Genomic DNA, 17,906 nt, shown 5'->3' on the forward strand with positions numbered 1-17,906 from the left:
ACGGTTACGCAGTGGGGGGCAAAGAGGATTGTGCCGAGCGGTAGCTGGCGCGAAGTTCGTCCACGATTTCTCGCGCCGCCTTGCGGGCGACGTCGAACTTGTGAGGCTCGAACGAAATGGCGCCCACCCGCGCGTGCCCGCCGCCGCCGTAGCGTTCGCAGACCTTCGCCAGGTTAACCATGTTGTCGGCGCGCGCCCACGGGTTGGAGCCGACCGCCACCTTGGTTCGAAAGCTGCTCTTACTCAGGCCCACGCTGTAGATGCAGGTGGGATGCAGGTAGTAAGGGATGAACTTGTTGTAGCCCTCGAGGTCCTGATCGGTTACGTCGAAGAAGACGGTGCCGTCCTTGCACTCGGCGCGTTCGCGCAGCAGGTGGATGGACTGCTCGTGGCGCTGCAGGAGCGGTGGCAGCAGGTCGCCGACGAAGGGCTGACCAATGATCTGGTCCAGCGGCGTGGAGGAGAGCAGAGGTATTACTCGCGGGATGAAGCTGGGGTCCTGCGTCGACTCGATGACCATGGTCAGCTTCATTGCCGGGTGCTGCATTTCGACTGCCGTCCTGGCATCGGAGTAGGAAGCGCCATCAATGATGTCGGCCCACTCGATGACTTGCGCCACCGGCGCGGGATTGAAGCCGAAGCGCTTTTCGGCGATGCTGGCGATGAACTTGGTGCAGGATTTGAAATCGGGGTTGTAAAACTTTTTGGTGCTGGCATCGCGCTCGTAGTGAGCGGCGTCGTCGGGGGTGAGGAAGGCGCTGAGGTGGTGGTCGAACCACCAGGTGATCTTGGGCGAGGTGGAGTACTTGAAATCCACGATGGCGTTTTCGTCGCCGTCGAAGTGGCGCTCGTCGAACAGCGCGCCGGCGCGGTGCACCAGACCGCTGTAGTGGAACTGCACGTCCTCGCGGATGCGCTCCTTGTAGAAGCGGCTGAACAACGCCGCCGAGCAGGCGCCGTCAAAACACTTGTCGTGGTAAAAGACCCGAACTCTCACTGCAGCCCCTTCTGCCGGAAACGGCAAACCCAAAAGCGTATAGCAATCTCATCTTCGTACGCTAATGTCAAGGAGCCAATGTTGCGGAGAGAATGCCATGGACCACAGTTTGCGATGGCAGAGTATCCGTTACCGAGGAGCAGCCAAACCTGGCCTGACGATTCTGCCGCCCAGAGGCCCTCCCAATAAACAACTGACGAATTGCCGGCACGGCGGCTGGGCGCACTTCCCCTCGGCTAAAATCGCAAAGCCAAAGTGTGCTGGTCACCAGGGATGTCCAGCGGCTCGGCGCATTGCGGGTCATCGTTCTTTACCGCATTCACCCGCGTGCTGACCGCGTACGCCTTCATCAGCGCCGCGCCATAGGGCTTCATCATGTCGGAGATTTCCTTCGTGTCCTTAATTCCGGGATCGAGCCAGAGGTCGTAATCGTCGGGCGCAAGGATCACGGGCATGCGGTCATGCACCTGGGCGGCCAGTTCATTGGGCGTCGTGGTCAAGATGGAGCAGGTTTCGATGGCGTTGCCGTCGGGACCCTTCCAGCGCTCCCAGATGCCGGCAAAAGCGAAGATGGATTCATCGCGCAGGGTGAAGCAATACGGCTGCTTAGCCTGCTTTTTCCATTCGTAAAAGCCGTCGCCGGGGATGAGGCAGCGGCGGCGGATGAGGGCGTCGCGGAAGGCAGGCTTGGTGGCGGCGGTCTCGGAGCGCGCGTTGATCAGCTTGTACCCGATGGAGGCTTCTTTGGCCCAGAAGGGAATCAGGCCCCAGCGCATCAACGAGAGCTCACGTACCGGTTTGGTTGCGTTCTGCCGGACGCTGGGTATGAGATCCGTCGGCACTATGTTGTAGCGCGGCGACCACTCGACATCAACCTCGGCGCCGAAGTATTCTTTCAGCGCCTCACGTCCTTTTCCCAAACGGAACCGTCCGCACATACTTACCTACTCTAATAACACAACGAGCGCGCAGTTCGCAGCAAGTCGGGTGTCAAACTCCCCGCGGATGTTTGAGACTGCATGGCAGGCGCGTTGCGCCACGAAACGCCGGCCTGACGAACCGGCAGCGGATAGAACCGTTTTTCGCGGAACATTGTGATCGCCTCACGATTACGTGTGACTGAAGTCACTGATTGCTCGTGCTTCCTGACCTACACTCCTCGCGCCTTGTCACAGACGTGGCGTGCGTCCCAGGCACTGCATAGCCCCTTCCGATGGTTGTTCTGTTTCAAGCCGCAACCTCCCGCCGGATGCAGGTTGGGGTGTGCGTTGTCCTGCTGGTATGCATCCTGATGGTTGTCGTGGCACCTGAGGTTGACCTCCTGCCAACGGTCCTGCGGGCGCACCGCATCGCTTGCCTCTCGTCGAATCACTTGGTTGTGCTGACGCTGCTGTTTATAGTTCGTTTTCCAATCACCCTCTCGTGCTTTGGGTTCGTACTCCTCCGCGAAGAAGCGCTCCAGGTGCTTCCGCCTCGTTTGTCCATCACTTGTGCGCGGCTCTGCTGAGATTTGCTGCGCCATCGGTTTTCATGCTGATCGCAATCGGTGCTTCCCATTTTGGCATTTGCTTCGAGAATGGCGGCTGTTGACGCTGATTGGATTGCCAATTGTTGGTTAGATTAGTAGCTGCTACCCCCAAGCGACAACCGTGTGGCCCATGTTCGATAACACGTCCTGTCGGGTGATGATCTCGCAACCTTATGATCTGCGCACCTGCATTGTTGTGCGCCGGTGGTGACGCAGTGAGTGGTCGATCCTGAGCAGAGAGCATCCGGGCAATGGCCGCATGGTTAGTTAGAGAGTGGAGTTGGCCCAATGCGCGTTTTGATCACGGAAGACGACAAGAAAGTCGCCGCTTTCATTTGTAAGGGACTCGAGCAGGAATGCTACGCGGTTGATGTGGCTCACGACGGGGCCGAGGGCGCGGCCATGATCGGAGAGTCGGATTACGATATTTTGATTCTGGACTTGGTGTTGCCCACGCTGTCCGGCCTGCAGGTGCTGGAGAAAGTGCGGCGAGCAAAGCCCAGGTTGCCGGTTTTGGTGCTGACGGCCAGGGACGCGGTGGAGGACCTGGTTGCCGCGTTGGATGCCGGAGCCGACGATTACCTGGTCAAACCCTTCGTCTTTGCGGAGTTGGCGGCGCGGGTTCGAGCCTTGCTGCGCCGTGGGGACCGCAGCCTGGCCACGTACCGGATCGCCGATCTGACGCTCGATGTAGCGCATCGGAGGGTGAGCCGGGCGGGCCGCAAGATTGAGCTTTCGAGCAAGGAATTCGCGTTGCTGGAGTACCTGCTGCGGCACGCGCGGCACATGGTGACGCGCACCAGCATCATCGAACATGTCTGGGACATTCACTTCGACAGCGTCTCCAACGTTGTCGATGTTTATGTAAAGTACTTGCGCAACAAGATCGACAAGAACTTTTCTCCTCCTCTGATTCGCACCATCCGGGGAGTCGGCTACATGCTGACGGACGAGGATGATGCCGTCGCTTAAGCTGCGCACCAAGCTGGCTCTGTTCTACGCTGCGCTGTTCACAATTCTGCTGGCGAGCGCAGGGATCGCCGTGTATCGCATTATGGCGATGCATCTCACCGCGGCCGCCGACGACAATCTCGCAGACCATTGCGCGGGGCTTTGGGGTTACATCGAGTTCCGCGATGGCAAGCCGGTGCTGACCTACGATACCAGCAATCACCAGATCGCATATTTCCTGCGCGAGGCCACGCGCTATTACGAGTTGTATGATGCCGCCAGCGGTGAGTTGCTGCTGCAGTCGTCCGACTCTTCCCTGATGCACCTGGCGCTGCCGGCAAGCGAGGTCCGGCGTTGGGTGAGCCACCCCGGTATCGACGCGACCGTCGTCGAAGGGATGCCCTTGCGCTTGCGAAGCGCGCTGTTCCAGGCCAATGGGCGTTTTTATTTGCTGCGCGTCGGAGTGTCATTGGAAGAGAACCTGGAGGACCTGGCCGCGCTGAAGTACGTGCTTTTTTTGCTGTTGCCGACGATGACGTTGGTGGGCGTTGTCGGCACCTGGTGGATGGCAGGCAAGGTCCTGCGTCCGTTGCAGGATCTACAGAATGAGGCGCGCGCCATCAGCATTACTCAACTGCATCGCCGCCTGCCGCACCGCGGCACGCGGGACGAATTGGATGCTCTCGCGGCGACCTTCAACCAGGTCTTCGCGCTTCTAGAAGATGCGGTCCAGCACATGAAGCAATTCTCCGCCTACATGTCACACGAGTTGCGGACGCCGCTTACCGTGTTGCGAGGAGAGGCGGAAATTGCACTGATGCAGCCGGGGCCGCCGCAAGAATGGCGCCAGCTGCTGACCAGCCAGTTGGAAGAATTCGACAAGTTGGACCGCCTGATCCGGCGATTTCTGCTGTTGGCCCGAGCCGAGGCCGGCGAGATCCAGTTCGAGATGGGGCAGTTCGATGTTTGTGCACTCGCCGCCGACCTGGGACAGGAGATCAAACCGGTCGCCATGAGCCGGGGAGTTTCCTTGAAAGTCGCATGTGATGGGGAGACGCTCCTCGCCGCCGACCGGGGCTGGATCGAACGCGCCATCCTGAACCTGCTGGATAACGCCGTTAAGTTCACTCCTGAGGGCGGCCAAGTTCAAATCGCGGCACGGTCGGCCGGTGACCGCGCCATGGTGGAAGTGTCCGACACCGGCAGGGGCATTGCCGAGGCCGCTCTCCCCCACATCTTCGACTGCTTCTATCGCGCCCCCGATTCGCGGCCCACAGGTCCGGGGGGAGGGGGTCTGGGCCTGGCTCTGACGACGTGGATTGTTGAGAAGCATGGCGGCGTCATCCAGGTGAGAAGCAGAGTGGGGGAGGGAAGCGTGTTCACAATACTTCTCCCTTTGTTGCCGCCGGACTCTCCCGAAGCCGCAGCCCAAGCCCACTCGCTTTCGACCGCAGATTAGAAGAATCTAATACTCTTCTAACTTCTTTTTAATCCGGCCGTAGTACAAACACCCAGGTTAACCAGCCGATTTTCAGTCTGAGGGCGGAGCGCGGCCATGGCGGATGACATCCGGGCAATCATTAAGAAGCTCGGGCTCTCTCCCAATCTGCTCGATATCCTGGTCAATGTGCTGGTGGTTCTCAAGCTTCAGCAACTGAACATTGATCTTCTGTGGGAGGCATACACCTCCGGGAAGCCGCCCAGCGACGAGGTGACGCAGGTGCGCGAAAGCAATCGCCGCCTGGCGGAAAGCATGGAGCAGATGGTCGGCGTGATGCTCAGCAAGAATCGTGGCGAGAGCGTGCGCCCCGATTAACCCAGCCTAACCGGGCACCCCACTCGTCCCCGAAACATTAGAAGAATTTAATCCCCATCTAATTTCCGTTTAATCCCGCGATGCGATGGTGTGTGGCGTCAGCCGGGGCAAAGCGCTCTGCCTCCCAGGGAAAGAGCGTGAACCCTGGTTTGCGTTTGATGACGGATGCGCTGATTCCCAGGCTCAGATCAGGCCTTCAAGTCAACCGCAGCACGGCAATTCAGGATTCGCACCAGCCCAGTGAAGGAGGGCGAGATGATTACGCGAACAACTTTCAAACTTATACGCCTGGCATTGATTGTGGCTACCCTTTTGCTCGCCATCGAGCCAGGCTTTGCCCAAATGAAACCAGCGCCAGGTGGACTGAATTCGGCGCCACTAGGCCAGCAAATGACCATTACGGACGCTGCGGGACGGACGCACGTCCGCGCCACACGCATCACGTACGCTCAACGAAAGGCCGCAGCCCAGGCCCGCGTCAAGGCCCTTCGAGCAGCCGCCCTCAAGAAAGCACAGAGCGGGGTGAAGAAATGAAAAAGATAATTGGTTTTGCCCTGCTGTTCCTTCTGGGTACGCTGGCCTACGGTCAGTGCTTACCGCCGGTTGTCGGTGGCGTACCGAAGACAATTGGACCGGGGAGCGCACCGGATTATTTTAATTGTGCCAACTGGGCCACCAGTCCGCTGCCATTGCGCAGCTGTTCGAACCTCAGCGCGACTCCTTGCTATGGAGACCTCGAGTGCGCTCTGCTTACTGACGCTACGGGTGCGCCCGCAGTTTGCAGTGGGCCGATCGTCTCCGGTGGCATCCCGAAGTTCGTGGACCCGCTGCCGGGTCTCGGCGTACCTGCCGGCACCGTTGGTCCTGTAACGACTGGCGGTGATCCCCTCGGGAAGTACATTCCCGTGGCCGTGGCGGACATCGCCACGTATCCGGGCTCCGACTACTACGAGATCGGATTGTTCGAGTACTTCGAGACACTACATTCCAGTCTTCCGCCGACCAAGCTGCGCGGATACATCCAGCTCAATAACGGCACCAACACAGCATGTCTGCCAGTTAACGGCGGGCCAGGGTGCACTACTGCTGACAACACCGTAGCTCCCAACGCGTTTCCACACTACTTGGGCCCGACGATCCTGTCGCAGAGGGATCGCCCGGTGCGGATCCTATTCCGCAACATGCTGCCGGCAAACGACGCTGGCGGCAGCCTGTTTGTGCCGGTTGACACCACGTACATGGGCTCGGGCATGGCCCCGGACATGGGTGGAATGATAGAGATGGATATGGGTGTGACCACAGACGGGGCTCGGAACCCGATGTGCGGGAGGATCCCCAAGCCCGCGGGTTGCTTCACCGAGAACCGGGCCACGCTGCACCTGCACGGCGGCATCACGCCGTGGATCAGCGATGGCACGCCGCATCAGTGGATCACCCCGGCAGCCGAAACCAGGGCATACCCGGACGCTACCCTCTTGCCCGGGAAGACGAAAAACGAAGGCGTCAGCGTGTTCAACGTCCCCGACATGCCCGATCCGGGCAAGGGGGCGCAGACGTTCTTCTATACCAACCAGCAAAGCGCCCGGCTGATGTTCTACCACGACCATGCCTGGGGCATCACCCGCTTGAACGTGTACGCGGGCGAGGCCGCTCCCTACGTGGTTACGGACGCAACAGAACAGGCTTTGATGGCCCCCGGAGGTCCCCTTGACGGACTCGGCTACGGGATTCCTCTCGTCATTCAGGACAAGACTTTCGTGCCGCCACCAGAGCAGCTGGCCACGGAAGACCCGACTTGGGACGCCACCCGGTGGGGCGGATTCGGCAGCGTTTGGGTTCCGCACGTCTACATGCCAGCCCAAAACCCAGGCGACGTCACGGGTGTGAACGGGTTCGGACGGTGGTTTTACAGCTCCTGGTTTTGGCCGCCCTCGACTCCGTTCTTCCCGCCGATTAACAACCCCTACTTCGACCCGGCCTGCGACGCCAACGTCAGCGGCTGGTGCGAGCCACCGTTAATCCCGGGAACCCCGAACCTGTCGTCGGGCATGGAGGCGTTTAACGACACTCCACTCGTCAACGGGACGGCGTACCCGACTTTCACGTTGCCCACCGCAGGGGAATACCGCTTCCGGATCCTGAACGCGGCCAACGACCGCTTCTTCAACCTGCAGTGGTACGTGGCCGATCCCACGGGAAAAGAGGTCGCGCTGGACGCCTCCTTGGTGGCGGCTGCACAGCTCGACCCGAACGTCTTCCCCACGCCGGACACGACCATCAGCCCGGCGGGCCCGGCCTGGATTCAGATCGGCACCGAGGGCGGCTTCCTGCCGGCTCCAGTGGTGATTCTGAACCAGGTGATGACTTGGGTCACAGATCCGACTCGCTTCGATTGGGGAAACGGTGACAAGCATTCACTGCTGCTCGCTCCGGCTGAGCGGGCCGACGTGGTTGTCGACTTCGGCCCGTACGCCGGCAAGACGCTAATCCTCTACAACGACGCTCCCGCGGCATTCCCGGCGCGCGTTGCGTCTTACGACTACTACACCGGCGCCCCGGACCAGACCGACGCGGGCGGAGCTCCTTCCACCCAGCCCGGCTTCGGCCCGAACACCCGTACCATCATGCAGGTCGTAGTCCCGGGTGCTGCAGGAAGTCCGGCACCTAACCTCTACAACACCGCAAGGCTCGCGGCTCTCCAGGCGGCGTGGGCGCACCATCTCGATCCGGTCACAGGTGCCCCGGCTGGCGTGTTCGAGTCCTCGCTGGATCCGATCATCGTCGCGCAGGGTGCTTACAACTCGGCCTACGGCATCACCTTCAACCGTTTGCCGCCCAGGGACGGGTACGCAAGGATCGCCGACATGTCGATGACCTTCAACACCTTGTTGACGGGCAACAGCTCAACCAACACGATGACCATGGCGTTCCAGAACAAGGGACTTCACGACGAGACGAACGCGGCGGTCTTCGACGATTACGGGAGGATGAGCGCTAACCTCGGCCTTGAAGCGCCGGGCGCAACGCCACTCACACAGAACATCATCCTTTATCCGTACATCAACCCCCCGACGGAGTTCATCGCTGGGATCGAACTGCCTACCGGCAGTCTCAAGGTTGACCCCATCTCCTCGAACGCGGACGGGACCCAGATCTGGAAGCTCACCCACAACGGAGTGGATACGCATCCGATCCACTTCCATCTGTTCAACGTTCAACTCCTCAACCGGATCACTTGGGACAACCGAATCCTCCCGCCCGATGCCAACGAACTGGGGTGGAAGGATACCGTCAGAGTGAGCCCACTCGAGGACACCATCGTCGCCCTGCGGCCGATCGTTCCGAAGATCCCCTTCGGGGTGCCCGATAGTGTCCGCCCGCTTGACCCGTCGAACCCCATCGGTTCGACGCACGGGTTCAACAGCACGGACACGCTGGGGAATCCCATCAGCCCGGTGCTTTCCAACGTGCCCACCAACTTCGGCTGGGAGTACGTGTGGCATTGCCACATCCTCGGCCACGAAGAGATGGACATGATGCGGCCGATCAACACGTTTGTGTCACGTGCGTTCCCGCTTGCCCCGTCCGTGGGGTACACGCGCGACACAGCGGTCAATCTGACTTGGACGGACGGCACTCTTGTGGACTACACCACCCCCGCCAATTGGGGGAGTCCGAGCAACGAAATCGGCTACCAAATCCAGCGGGCTGCCGTTGCCAAAAACGGCAAGCCTGGCGCGTACTCGGTAGTCGGGAGCGCCCTCGCCAACCAAACCACCTTCTCGGACACCACGGCCGTTGCGACCTCGACGTACAGCTACCGCGTCGTGGCCTTCAACGCCGCCGGTGCCACGACCTCGGCCCCCATCACGGTGCTACCGGGGAGCATAACCTCGATGACCGTGAGCACGACATCGCTAACGTTTGGGAACCAACTGGTGGGCACCACTAGTGCAGGTCAGAAGGTGACGCTCACCAACACGGGCAATACGACGATCCAGTTCTCCAGCATCACCTGGAGTGCTAACTTCTTCGATGCCCAAAACTGCACTCCGAGCCTGGCGCCTGGCAATAGCTGCACCATCAACGTGCGGTTCCAACCGGCGCTCGCCGCAACGGGCCCGCAGAGCGGGCTACTGACGATCACGGACTCGGTTCCGGGAAGTCCGCAAACCGTCTCGTTGACCGGTACGGGCACCATTCCGATTCTGGGTGTGTTGCCAACATCACTGGTGTTCAACTCACCGTTGAACGTCACCAGTGGTGCTCAGACGGTGACTGTTAGCAACACGGGAACCGCCCCGCTGGTGATCAACAGCATCACCGATTCCACTAACCAGTTCGCCCATACGACCACTTGCAAGACGGGTGCGGCGAACGCGCTGGCCCCGCTCACTGGATCCTGCACGGTCAGCGTTACGTTCAGGCCGACGACGGCAACGACGCCGAAGGCCGCGACACTGAATGTAAACGTCGCAGCTCCTGCAACCTCGGGGGCAGTGGTCCTGACCGGCAACGTTACTGTGCCGACCTTCACGGTGTCGCCTGCTTCGCTGGCCTTCGGCAACTGGTCGGTAGCAGGGGGCAACAGCCCAGCTCAGACGGTCACTGTGACTAACACAGGAGCCGCCCCGCTGGTCATCAGCAGCGTCCCTCTCGGAGGGGCGAACCCCGGCCAGTTCAGTCGTACCAACGCCTGTCCGGGAACCTTGGCGGTAGGCGCGCCCCCCTGTACTATCACCGTCAGATTCAATCCAACTTCGGCAGGCGCCAAGAGCGCTACCTTGACTGTGAACGTTGCAGCTCCGGCTGTCACAAAGCCGCCTGTAACGTTGAGCGGCACGGGCAACTGAAACCTGTAAACCTGTGGGGGAGGGGGTAACATCCTCCCCCCTTTTTTTGCGTGTAATATAACCACCATCTCGGTGCATAGGAGGGGTCGCAATGGCAGTCCGACGGGTCATGGCAGTCTTGATAATACTGTTTGCGGTAGTTGCTGCCGCGCAGGATGCTTCGCCGCTGAAGAACGCAAAGGACAAGCGCAGTTACGCGCTTGGCATGGACCTGGGAAACCAGCTTCACTCGCTGGGGATTGAGCTGGACCCGGCAATCTTCAGCCGAGGGCTCAGCGACGCTCTTTCCGGCGGCAAAACACTGCTCACGCAGGAGGATGTCCGCGCCGCCATTTCCGAACTGCAGGCCGAGATGAAGCGCAAGCAGGCGGAGGCCCGGAGTAAAGCCGCACAGGACGGCAAACAGACGGGGGCGGCGTTCCTGGCCGACAACAAAAAGAAGGAAGGGGTGGTGACCCTGCCCAGCGGCTTGCAATATAAGATCCTCAAGGAAGGCACTGGGAAGAAGCCTGCGCTCGACGACACCGTAGTCTGTCAGTACCGGGGCACGCTGGTTGACGGCACCGAGTTCGACAGCTCCTACAAGCGCGGCCAGCCCGCCACCTTCCCGGTCAAGGGAGTCATCAAGGGCTGGACCGAGGCTCTGCAGCTGATGCCGGTGGGCTCGAAGTGGCAACTGTTCATTCCTCCCGAGTTGGCCTATGGCGAAACGGGTGCCGGCGGAACGATTGGCCCGAACGCGACGCTGATCTTCGAGGTGGAACTGGTCTCGATCCAGGCCAAACCTTAGGGAGGGTCTGATTGACTCCGGTTTTTGAAGTCCGTAAGTGCCGCAAAAAGAATACGGCTTTAGCCACCGAGGGGCTGTCGACGTGCTTGATCAGAGCTTCCTTAGGAGACCATCCGGAATTAGTGCGACGCCGATCGCGGCTACAGTTATTTTTTAAACTATTCCAACCTCGATTCTCGCGCCATGTCTGCCACGCCAGATTGAGGTGAGATAATGGGAAGGTCGGAACGGCCCTGTAGCTCAGATGGATAGAGCAGCGGTTTCCTAAACCGCTTGTCGGCAGTTCGAATCTGCCCAGGGCCTCCAGTTTTTCCTCGCCAGAGTCGTTTTGTGTTGTTCCGCTCTCGGTGTACCATCCAGAATTCCCAGGCTTGAACTGCGGAGGTTTTCCTGTGCAGAGCCATCGTTGGCTGGTCAGCCTCGCTATCGTCCCCGTTGTTTTGGCGGCGGGATACCTCCTGTTGGCGCAGCAGCCCTCGCCCGACGCCGTCACCCCGGCGGTCCGCATCACCACACGGCTGGTCGTGCTGGATGTGATCGCCACCAGCAAGGATGGCACGCCCGTCACCGACCTCAAAGCCGACGATTTCACGCTCGAAGACAGCGGAAAGAAACAGAAGATCGCGATCTTTAGCCTGGAGACTCCGGTGCCGCCCAGCGCCCTGCCGTCGCTGCCCCCGAATATCTTCAGTAACCGGCCGGAATACACCATGCCGTCCGGCCCCTTGACTGTCCTCCTCATCGATGCCCTGAATACCCCCTTTACCGACCAGTCGCAAGCCCGCATGGAACTGATCCGCTATGCGGCGACGCAGGTGAAACCCGGTCAGCAAACCGCGGTGTACGCGCTCGGCAACCGCCTGTACAAGCTGCAGGACTTCACCAGCGATCCGCAGGTGTTGAAGTCGGCCATCGAGGCATTCCACCCGGTATCTCTCCCCCAGCATGGATCGACGATGGCCCCGCTTGACACGAGTTCCGCGGCAGCGGCGACGGGAGCGGCCGCCGGCCTGCATGGCCTGTCGAATGCGTCGGCAGCCGCCATTGCCATCATGTCGCAATTTCAGGCCGAGCAGGCCACTCCCATGCTCGAGAACCGCATAGGTACTACCTTGGCCGCCATGACCCTGATTGCTCGGGAACTCGCTGGAAGACCAGGAAGAAAAAACCTGGTCTGGGTGACTGCCGGGTTTCCTGTCAGCCTGGATCCGGTGACCAATGAAACCACGTTTGTTCCCATGGCCCGGGATGCCCGGGGAGGCGAGCCGCTTCCCCAGGAGCAAACCTACGCGGCGTACAACCAGCAGGTGCGGCAGGAAACCAGCGAGGGCGTGCGGCGCACGGCCGCCTTGCTGACCGATGCGCAGATCTCCATCTATCCCGTCGACGCCCGCGGTCTGATCGGTGCGATAGGGATCAGCGACGCCAGCAGTAAGGGGACGAGCGGCGGCTTGTTGCGGATCGGTAATGACTATGGCCAGACGGTCGCCGCGTCCAGTTCAAGCATGCTTGATTCTCAGGCGAGCATGGTTGAAATCGCCGACGAGACTGGCGGCCGCGTTTTCAAGAACCGCAACGACGTTGATAACTGCGTTGCCACCGCCGGCGGCGACGGCGGCACCTACTACACCCTCGGCTATTACCCCGGCAGGAAGAAACAGGACAATCAATTCCACAAGTTCTCCGTCAGGGTCAAGCGGCCGGGGGTTCAGCTTCGCTATCGCCGTGGTTACTTTGCGGTCGAACCGGGCAAGTCTTCCGCCAAGGAAAAGGACGCCGAGCTTATGGGCACGCTCTACAGCAGCAATTTGCAGTCCACCATGGTGCTCTTCGACGCCCAGATCGTTCCTCCCGCGCCCGCAGCCAAGGCGCAACTGCCCGTCCGCTTTTTAGTCAGGCCGGAAAGTATCGCCACGGAGGAGGACAAGGGTGGCGTTAGGCTCGATCTGGATTTTGTGGTGGCGGCGTTCTCTCCTGACGGCAAACTGGCCGCCCGAGAAGGGAAGACGGTAGCTACCACCATCGATACGGCTCAGTATGCGCAAGTGAAACAGCGCGGGCTCCTGGTGCCGGTTGAGATTGACCTCTCGCCCGGCGAATACCAGTTGCGGCTCGCCGTTCGTGACAATCTTACCGGCTACCTCGGCACGCTGACGGCACACCTGAATCTGCCGAAGCCCTAATACGGCCGAGCGCAGATAGCCGCTGTTTCAGAAGCAGGGCGCATCGCACTTGATGCGCACGCGCCATTTGCCTGCCTGTCTCTGCGTACCGATAGCGGCCACTTGGCCCATGATCACCCGGTCCTTGGCAAATATCAGTCGCACCGTCGTGCCGGGTTCCACCAGATCACGCAGCAGCGCGGTCGCCTCATCGGGTCGCGTGAACACGATGTCCACGTTCTCCGTCAACGGCATACGAATCGCCGACATTCCTGTCACCACGGCGGGCATGGTTCGTGTGTCCGTCTCATCGCCCAGCCCGACCGCCGGCGCGCCACGGGGTATGATGCGCAGTTCAATGGGAGGCATGGCGCCGAGCGCTTCGGTGGCTTGCGGTGCCGCCGTCGTATGCTGCGTTGGTGGCGCCGTTGTCTTTTGCCATCGCCCATCCTCGCCCGTTTTGCTGGGAAAATGTACCCCCCAGAAATTGTTCGGGTCGTCGAGTTCGATCCCGCAGTGCGGTTCAGCGGTTTTGTCCAGCCAGACCACGCGCGCCGTCTGGGGCTGCCGGCCTGTCCGGATGGCCACCCGCATCCGTTCCCCGCAAGCCAGTTTCTCGCTTACGCTGATGATCCGAATCTTGGCTCCATGCTTGCTGACGCTGACGGTTTCGGCTTTCAGCACTATATTGCCGACATGGATGGTGAGGGGGATCTTCAGCTTGATGCGTTCACTTCTGCGCTTGCCAGATCGAGTAGCGATTCCTGCGACTCCGGGGATCGGTGGCATATTTTCCATCATTGCCCTAGGCTGACGCCGGCACAAGTAACCAAAGAGCAAGGATGTTTGGCTATCGTCCCGAGCCGAGGCTGGGGTTCGGTGTTCCATTTTGGGCTGCGAATACCCTCGCCGTTACGACGGCAAATCTGCCGTTTTTACCATCCTGTAACCGCGTGTTCATCACTCATTCATACCCCCAACATGTAATCTTCCCATGAGCACAGCGGAAAAGCTGCCCTCCGTCTCTCCCATCTACGCCGAGTTCCTTGAAATGACGCTGGCCGCTTGTGAGTTGGCGCGGACAGCGGCCGCCGCCATCGCCGACGCGCTGGCCAGCAAGTCGCCCGCCGCGTTCGCTCAGATCGCGGAGTGCGAGCGCAAGCTCGATCTCATCGACCACGAGCTCGACGAGCGCGTCTCCTACGCGGTTACTTTGGTGGACTCCGGCAATGCCAGCGAGTTGCTCGTTTGCATGAAGTTTCTGATTGACTTGGAACGAATCGGCGACCTGCTGTGCTCCGCCGCCTCGCGCGCCCAGGTCCTGGACAACACCGTGGATATGGCCGACCTGAAGGATCTGATCGAAATGGCGACCGTGCTGGAAGCGATGCTGCGAGACGCCTACGCGGGCCTCGCCCGGCGCAACGTCGATATTGCCCTCAGGATTGTGCGCGCCGACGCCCAAATCGACCGCCATCGCAATCTGCTGTTCTTCCGATTGCTGGACGGCGCTTCCACCGCGACGCGCAATGCCGTGCATATGCTGTTCATTGCCAATGAACTGGAGCGCGCCGGTGACCACGCCGTCAACCTGGGAGAGGAAATCTGCCACATCGTGACCGGCCACACCATCCGCCACGTCCGCCAGGCATCCGATAAGTCTGATGAACAGCGCTACCTGGATTTTCTGCGAGGGAAGACTACGGCTTTGAGCACGCGAGCCAATGGAGTAGGTCGGAAATAACAGCGGGAGAAAATTAAAAGGGCCGTGACATTGGTTATGGTCTAGTCGTTCACTCCTGCGAGGGAGTTAACCACGTGGACGCATGTACCGTCACAGCCCCTGATGCGATCACTGCTTTCGCAGTGCCGAACCCCAACGGAACCTCGCAGAACCGTCGGTTTTTTCGGGTCCGGCCTTCCAGCGGGTCACCCCGCTTTCCAGATCACCCAGTCTACTTTGGACTGGCGACCGATGATTGACGCCAACCCTTTCGACCGTCGACGCGCTGCAGATTACCATCACTAGAATTAGTGTCAATGCCCGCTTCTGGTGCAAATGTTGAAAACCCTTCGGAAAACACGCGGAAAACAGGGATTAAATTAAAACTTTCAATTTTTCTTGTAAATGTCCTCGGCAGCATGGGCTTAGTCAGGCTTCGGGAGAAAACAGGCGGGAAAAATTAAAAGGGCCGTGACATTGGTTATGGTCTAGCCGCCAACTCCTGCGAGGGAGTTAACGACGTGGACGCATGTACCGTCACAGCCCCTGATGTGATCGCTGCTTTCGCAGTGCCGAACCCCAACGGAACCTCGCAGTACCCGTCGGTTTTTTCGGGTCCGGCCCTCCAGCGGGTCGCCCCGCCTTTGGGATCACCCAGTCTACTTTGGACTGGCGACCGATGATTGACGCCAACCCTTTCGACCGTCGACGCGCGGAATATTAATGCTGGATTCACAATTGTCAACGCTCATGTTCGGTGCAATGACAAAATTTTCGCGGCTAATTTCGGGGCGGGCAATTTGCACAAAAAACAATGGTTACGAAAGTGCTAATCCCAATTCCGTCTTATCCACAGATTTTTCCACAAAAGGCGCCGAATTCAACAGGGGAACCAAACGAAACGCTTGACCAAGAAATCCTATCGGGTTCATTGTGTCTCCAACAGGGCTGGGATGTCAGAACTGGTAGCTTACGTCGACGGCGGTTCGCATGGGAATCCGGGGCCAGCGGGCATTGGCATCGTGCTGGAGGCCCCCGGAGGCGAAACCATCAGAATCTCCAAATGGATCGGGCATCAGGACAACAATGTGGCCGAGTACGCCGCGGTCCTGGAAGCGCTGCAGCTCGCCGTGGCCCGCAACGCCAAGCGGCTCCAGGTCTATTGCGATTCGGAAGTTGTCGTGCGCCAGATGACCGGCGAGTATGCTTGCCGCAGTCCGCGCCTGTACTCCCTCAACTGGACCTGCCGCAAGTTGGCGCGCGCCCTGGAATTCACCATCAGCCACATCCCGCGCGAGCTGAACCTCGAGGCCAACACCCTCGCCAACAACGCCGTCCGCTGCCGCTGAGAGGCGTTCACCCCTTCCCCTGATTACTGCCGCGCGCCCGAGCGGAAAGCTGGCGCCACCAGCGCGTTCTCGATGGTCGGGATATTCTGGTTGATCAATTCCGCGCGTTCCGCCGCCGCCCCGTTCTCATCGCTCATTTCCTCGTACGCCTTAACCAGCAGCGCCATGGAGAACGCGTCCTTCACATCCTCGCTGAGATGTGGGATTGCTTCCGCCGGCTTGCTCTTGGCCATCAGGTCCGCTCCCACGGCCGCGTGGTACGAACGCTGCACGCTCTCGCTCTGCGTTGCGTTGGCCATCGTTTCGAGTTCTTGCAGCGCCTTGGCCGCGAGTACTTTGTTCCCGGCATGGGACGCGTGCATCACACGCCACCGCAGGATACGCGCCATCTCATCGTCGCGGTCCGACTTGGAAACGCTGGCATGTTCATCCAGCGCCGCCGCCGCGCGCTCCAGATGCTTCAGCGCCGCCGCATCGTCCCGCTGGTACTCGGCCATCATGCGATGTGCTTGCGCCTCGGCAAAGCCCAAATTGTGTTGATGAGCCCACTTGGCGGTCGCTTCGAACGCCTCGTCGGCGGCGCCATAATTTTTCTCCCGCACATACGTGATCGGGTACTGCAAGCGGCACAGGATGTGGTCCTCCGACATCTCCGCCCGCTCCTGGCAGCGCGTGTAGGCCGCCCGTGCCTTCGCTTCCTCGCCTTTCAACGCGTACGTGTCCGCCAGGCCCAGGAGGGAGAATCCCGGCGCCATTTTCAGCGCCGCCCGGTAGTGCTCGATGGCCTCGTCGAACTTGCCCGCCATGCGCAGGATTTCGGCATAGGAATCTTGCGCGTTCGGCTCGTTGGGGATGACCTCGGCGTAGTGTCGGATCAACTCGATGGCTTTCGTGAAGTCGCCCATCTGCGCATAGGCGTACGCGGCCGAATTCAGGGCCGGCGGATAATTGGGATCGACCGCCAGCGCCCGGTTCAGCACCTCTGCGGCGCGATCGTAGCTGGAGCGCACCATCAGCCAGTTGCCTGCCAGCGACAGCATCTGCTGATCGCGCGGATACTTGGCCATCAGGTCGTTCATGGCCGCGATCCCGGAAACGAAATTCCCCTCGCGAATGCCCGTGATCCAGCGCACGAACAGACGCTCCCCGTCGGTGGCTTTTCGCACCGCTGTGTTTGCCCGCTGCAGTGCGGCCTTGGCCTCTTTCGGATCCGGCGTGCGAAAGGCGATCATCAGGTGCGCGAGCGCGAAATCAGGATCGAGTTTCACCGCTGCCCGCCACTTCACCAGCGCGCGATCAAGGTGAAAATTCATCGACTCGGTCATCGCCTGCTGGTAAAGGGCGCGCGCCTGGGCCGAAGCAGTGGTGACGGGCAAGACCGTAGTGGCCTCCGACGTGTGCTTCGTTATCTTTGACGCTGCCGAACGGCCTCGCGGCGCTTCCTGCGCGGCGCCGGCAACTGACAAACAGAGTAGTGCCATCAGCAAGGCTCTATGCATCGGCCGTGATGTAACTCGTTTTGTGCTCAAATGCAATCCGTTGCAGCGCGACTCTTGTTCCAGAAATCGGACGAGTTACGCGTTTCCAATTGCCTTCCACACCCCTTCTGCGCTTAAATCACGCGGGCAGGAGAGAAGCTACGCCATCTTTCAGCATTCGTCGTGTGTGCGCGCTCGGGTTATTTCTGCTGAGCGCGTCCGCGATCTGCAGCGCTCGCGATCTCGCGCTCATTGTCAA

The 17,906-nt window shown here is 60.3% G+C and carries 13 protein-coding genes and 1 tRNA gene; 9 read left to right on the forward strand and 5 right to left on the reverse strand.

Translation table 11 applies throughout. The annotated features are described in order from the left end of the window. Nucleotides 1-4: 4 nt before the first annotated feature. From LAN64_05245 to LAN64_05255, 3 genes are all read right to left on the reverse strand, one after another. Nucleotides 5-997: a phosphoesterase gene (locus tag LAN64_05245; GenBank protein MBZ5567243.1), complete on the reverse strand. Its 993-nt coding sequence runs from the start codon at nt 995-997 to the stop codon at nt 5-7. Nucleotides 998-1,233: 236 nt separating this feature from the next. After that, nucleotides 1,234-1,935: an SOS response-associated peptidase gene (locus tag LAN64_05250; GenBank protein MBZ5567244.1), complete on the reverse strand. Its 702-nt coding sequence runs from the start codon at nt 1,933-1,935 to the stop codon at nt 1,234-1,236. Between the two features lie 212 nt (nt 1,936-2,147). After that, entirely contained in the window at nt 2,148-2,519 is a 372-nt protein-coding gene (locus LAN64_05255) for a hypothetical protein (GenBank protein ID MBZ5567245.1), read from the reverse strand. 294 nt (nt 2,520-2,813) lie between these two features. Here LAN64_05255 and LAN64_05260 point away from each other — a divergent pair, with 294 nt between their 5' ends. From LAN64_05260 to LAN64_05290, 7 genes are all read left to right on the forward strand, one after another. Beyond that, complete coding sequence (locus LAN64_05260; GenBank protein ID MBZ5567246.1) at nt 2,814-3,497, forward strand: response regulator transcription factor; 684 nt, start codon at nt 2,814-2,816, stop codon at nt 3,495-3,497. Nucleotides 3,498-3,579: 82 nt separating this feature from the next. Further along, entirely contained in the window at nt 3,580-4,935 is a 1,356-nt protein-coding gene (locus tag LAN64_05265; GenBank protein ID MBZ5567247.1) for a HAMP domain-containing protein, read from the forward strand. 96 nt (nt 4,936-5,031) lie between these two features. Continuing rightward, nucleotides 5,032-5,292 carry a hypothetical protein gene (locus tag LAN64_05270; protein MBZ5567248.1) on the forward strand — a complete coding sequence of 87 codons (261 nt, stop codon included), beginning with the start codon at nt 5,032-5,034 and terminating at the stop codon, nt 5,290-5,292. Nucleotides 5,293-5,822: 530 nt separating this feature from the next. After that, a complete protein-coding gene (locus tag LAN64_05275; GenBank protein ID MBZ5567249.1) occupies nt 5,823-10,145 on the forward strand; it encodes a choice-of-anchor D domain-containing protein in 4,323 nt (1,440 codons plus the stop codon). Between the two features lie 91 nt (nt 10,146-10,236). Then, entirely contained in the window at nt 10,237-10,935 is a 699-nt protein-coding gene (locus tag LAN64_05280) for an FKBP-type peptidyl-prolyl cis-trans isomerase (GenBank protein MBZ5567250.1), read from the forward strand. Nucleotides 10,936-11,164: 229 nt separating this feature from the next. Beyond that, nucleotides 11,165-11,241, forward strand: a tRNA-Arg gene (locus LAN64_05285). Between the two features lie 86 nt (nt 11,242-11,327). Beyond that, entirely contained in the window at nt 11,328-13,118 is a 1,791-nt protein-coding gene (locus LAN64_05290; GenBank protein ID MBZ5567251.1) for a VWA domain-containing protein, read from the forward strand. A gap of 27 nt (nt 13,119-13,145) precedes the next feature. Here the strand turns inward: LAN64_05290 and LAN64_05295 are convergent, their stop codons facing one another. Then, nucleotides 13,146-13,886, reverse strand: coding sequence for a PilZ domain-containing protein (locus LAN64_05295; GenBank protein MBZ5567252.1), 741 nt, complete (start codon nt 13,884-13,886; stop codon nt 13,146-13,148). 205 nt (nt 13,887-14,091) lie between these two features. Here LAN64_05295 and LAN64_05300 point away from each other — a divergent pair, with 205 nt between their 5' ends. Next, the gene (locus tag LAN64_05300) at nt 14,092-14,841 is read left to right on the forward strand and encodes a phosphate uptake regulator PhoU (GenBank protein ID MBZ5567253.1); all 750 of its coding nucleotides are present in this window, start codon (nt 14,092-14,094) and stop codon (nt 14,839-14,841) included. Between the two features lie 932 nt (nt 14,842-15,773). Continuing rightward, nucleotides 15,774-16,169, forward strand: coding sequence for a ribonuclease HI family protein (locus tag LAN64_05305; protein ID MBZ5567254.1), 396 nt, complete (start codon nt 15,774-15,776; stop codon nt 16,167-16,169). A gap of 23 nt (nt 16,170-16,192) precedes the next feature. Here the strand turns inward: LAN64_05305 and LAN64_05310 are convergent, their stop codons facing one another. Further along, complete coding sequence (locus LAN64_05310; GenBank protein ID MBZ5567255.1) at nt 16,193-17,650, reverse strand: tetratricopeptide repeat protein; 1,458 nt, start codon at nt 17,648-17,650, stop codon at nt 16,193-16,195. Nucleotides 17,651-17,906: the final 256 nt, after the last annotated feature.

The organism is Terriglobia bacterium (assembly GCA_020073185.1).
Taxonomy (GTDB): Bacteria; Acidobacteriota; Terriglobia; order Terriglobales; family Acidobacteriaceae; genus JAIQGF01.